General features: G+C 47.2%; 3 protein-coding genes and 1 pseudogene. All 4 read right to left on the bottom strand.

Going from position 1 to position 3,171, the window contains the following annotated elements:
- Positions 1-88: 88 nt before the first annotated feature.
- Complete coding sequence (locus LDL18_RS08935) at positions 89-835, bottom strand: ribonuclease I (protein ID WP_296508862.1); 747 nt, start codon at positions 833-835, stop codon at positions 89-91.
- Positions 836-936: 101 nt separating this feature from the next.
- Positions 937-1,920: a carboxylating nicotinate-nucleotide diphosphorylase gene (gene nadC, locus LDL18_RS08930; protein ID WP_296508860.1), complete on the bottom strand. Its 984-nt coding sequence runs from the start codon at positions 1,918-1,920 to the stop codon at positions 937-939.
- A 21-nt stretch (positions 1,921-1,941) separates the two neighbouring features.
- A complete protein-coding gene (gene nadA / locus LDL18_RS08925; protein WP_011241599.1) occupies positions 1,942-2,940 on the bottom strand; it encodes a quinolinate synthase NadA in 999 nt (332 codons plus the stop codon).
- A 15-nt stretch (positions 2,941-2,955) separates the two neighbouring features.
- Positions 2,956-3,171, bottom strand: a pseudogene (locus LDL18_RS08920) (DUF4230 domain-containing protein); the annotation flags it as partial.

Genomic DNA, 3,171 nt, shown 5'->3' with positions numbered 1-3,171 from the left:
TGTTCAGGCCATAAAGTAGTAATATCGACTTTTTCGGCAAAGGCCTTTTGATTAGCCTTCATTTCCAAAGAACAGGCTTTGACATGACTCATCCAAAAACAGGCCGCAGCTGGAAACCAGGCTTCACTTTTATTTTGGTATCCGCAGGCGGTGTGACACTATCTGCAAGACAATTTTGAAATTTGAAGTCAGCATTGTAACATAACCGAATGCCGGTAAGCCAATTTTTGTGGTTAACGGCTACTTTTATAGATTTGCTATCCAAATGACGGTTAGCCTCAACAAAGGCCTCTTTCAGCTTGGCAACAGTCAGATCAGGGTCGCTGGATAATCTATTCATATCTGGAAAATGAATTTTCCGAAAAAGCGTTGATATACGGGAAAAATAATCCTCGGCCTTAGAAGCCGCGCATGCGCCGTATTTTGTCCATTGCTGTTGCACTAACTGCGCCGAAGGCGTGACATCGGCCATTTTATCAATCGTGGCGAGTGGTAAGGCCGTAGCTTCTTTACAATATTGCAACCGCTTTCCTGCGGCATCAACAGCCCATAACCCTTCGGAAACAAAACTGAAAAAGCGCCCCGTCCCACATTGATACGCATCGGCGGCGCGGGTGGTTTTACCGCGACAATATTCCGGTGACCATTGCAGTGCCAATGTATAGCCTGCAATATCGGCCTCATATTTATCAGATTTATCAGACGGTTCGGTAACAATGTCGCTATGAGCGGGCGTTATTATTTTGGGCGGTCGCCCCCAAGCATGACTGCCATAGCTGCCCAACAAACAGCCAGCTAAAACTATTTTTCCAAGAAGGCTGTAGGTATTTTTCACTGATTTTTCCTGAAATAGCCGGCAGAAAGCACCGGCTACAAAAACTAAAAACCAAAGACTAAATACCGCATCATCGGCTTCTGACAATAAAAAACGCGCGATCAAGCTGATGGCAAAAGGGAGAAATCCAAACCGATATCAACGGCGGGGGCAGACTGAGTTAAACGACCAACGGAAATATAGGTAACCCCCGTTTCTGCTCTCGACCGGATGTTATCCAGATTAACGCCGCCAGATGACTCGGTCGGTACCCGTCCTTGAACCATGGAGATAGCCTTCTTAAGGGTTTCAGGGTTCATATTATCCAGCAACAGATGGGTTGCCCCCTCTTCCAAAGCAGGCGCTATCTGTTCCAAAGTATCAATTTCAACAATGATATAAGGAATAGCAGCTTCAACCGCACGACGGACAGCCAAAGCAACACTTCCGGCAACGGCTATGTGATTATCCTTAATCATCGCACCGTCATCCAGACCCATGCGGTGATTTTGCGCGCCGCCCATGCGAGTGGCGTATTTTTCAAGCAGACGTAATCCCGGAATGGTTTTGCGCGTATCCAGTAAAATGGTGCCGGTGCCTTTAATGGCCTCGACGTAATCACGGGTCATAGTCGCAATACCAGAAAGATGCTGACAAAGATTAAGGGCAGATCTTTCACATTCTAACAAAGCCCGAGCCTTCCCTTTTATTTTCAAAACGGTCTGACCTGCTGGCAAATAGGCGCCTTCCTTGGCTAAAATTTCAATTTCAGCCAAAGGATCAAGGGCTTTAAAAAATGCAGCAGCCAAGGGTAATCCAGCAATAACCATCGGTTCACGACTGGCCATAACCCCCGAAAAGACGGCCTCTTCGGGAATAACGGCCATTGCCGTTATATCGCCCGCCTCACCAAGGTCTTCGGCCAAGGTCGAACGAATAAAGGCTTCCGCATCAAAACCGTCAATATCAAGCACCGAATTTGTCGGCAGATTGATATTCTTTGCCCATAAAGGGGCTTTGGCCTGCTTATCATTTTGCCATGGGATGGTTTGATGAAAAGCCGAACGCGGTGGATGTCCTGTCGTCTGCTGTGGATTGTCCTGCATCAAATAAAGCCCTTCACATCGCTATTGAGCAGAAGCCATAGCGCCCAGATCACCCGCGCCGACGGTTGAAGCTGCCATTTCCAGCATTTTATCCAGCGGTTTTTTTGCGGCCAAACGCGTTTTTTCGTCCAGCGTAACTTCTGGTGCCTTGTTTTTCAAAGCTAGATAGAGCTTTTCCATCGTATTCAGCGCCATATAGGGGCACATATTACAATTACAGTTACCATCCATACCGGGCGCGCCGATAAAGGTCTTATGCGGTGCTGCTTTTTCCATCTGGTGGATAATATGCGGTTCGGTGGCAACGATAATGGTATCTGAATCCGATTTCAGTGCAAATTCCAAAATAGCGCGGGTAGAACCAACGACATCGGCATGATCCAAAATGGCCGCCGGACATTCAGGATGGGCGGCAATCGGGGCATTGGGATGCAGTTGTTTCAGCTTTAATAATTCGGTTTCTGAAAAATTCTCGTGAACAATACAGGATCCGGGCCACAACAACATATCCCGTCCGGTTTTCCGGTTTAACCATGCACCCAAATTGCGATCAGGGGCAAAGATGATCGGCTGACTTTCGGGGATCTGTGATAAAATCTTTTCAGCTGATGACGAGGTAACGATAATATCTGATAAAGCCTTCACCTCAGCCGAACAGTTGATATAGGTCAATGCGATATGGTCAGGATGGGCTTTACGGAAAGCCGCCAAATCTTCTGGTGGGCAGCTATCTTCAAGGGAACATCCGGCTTCCATATCAGGAACCAGAACTGTTTTTTCCGGTGACAGGATTTTTGCAACTTCCGCCATAAAGCGGACACCACAAAAAACGATAACATCGGCATCTGTTTCAGCTGCCTTACGGGAAAGATCGAGACTGTCACCGATAAAATCGGCAATATCCTGAATTTCGGGCGTCTGATAATAATGCGCCAAAATAACAGCATTGCGTTCTTTTTTCAGACGCTTGATCTCTTGCACCCAATCGGTCTGAACCAAATTATCCAATGGCGCATTCATTCCCGATATACTCCCTTAATTCCGAAAACGGACTTCAACCTTTGCAGAAACGCCAGCCGCCTTAAGTGGCATTGAAAAAGCTTGCTCGACAGCACGGCATGCCGCTTCATTGGCCAGCTTCATTGACAGATTATTCCTAGCCTGTCGTGATAAATCTTCTATAGCAGCTTTTCGGTTGGCTGAATCAAGCTGTTGTTCAGCATCGGTCAACGCCATAAGCACGCCGCCGGA

It is taken from the genome of Zymomonas sp. (genome assembly GCF_020216885.1).
In the GTDB taxonomy this organism is placed as follows: Bacteria; Pseudomonadota; Alphaproteobacteria; order Sphingomonadales; family Sphingomonadaceae; genus Zymomonas.
This window is presented reverse-complemented; position numbering and strand designations above follow the sequence as displayed.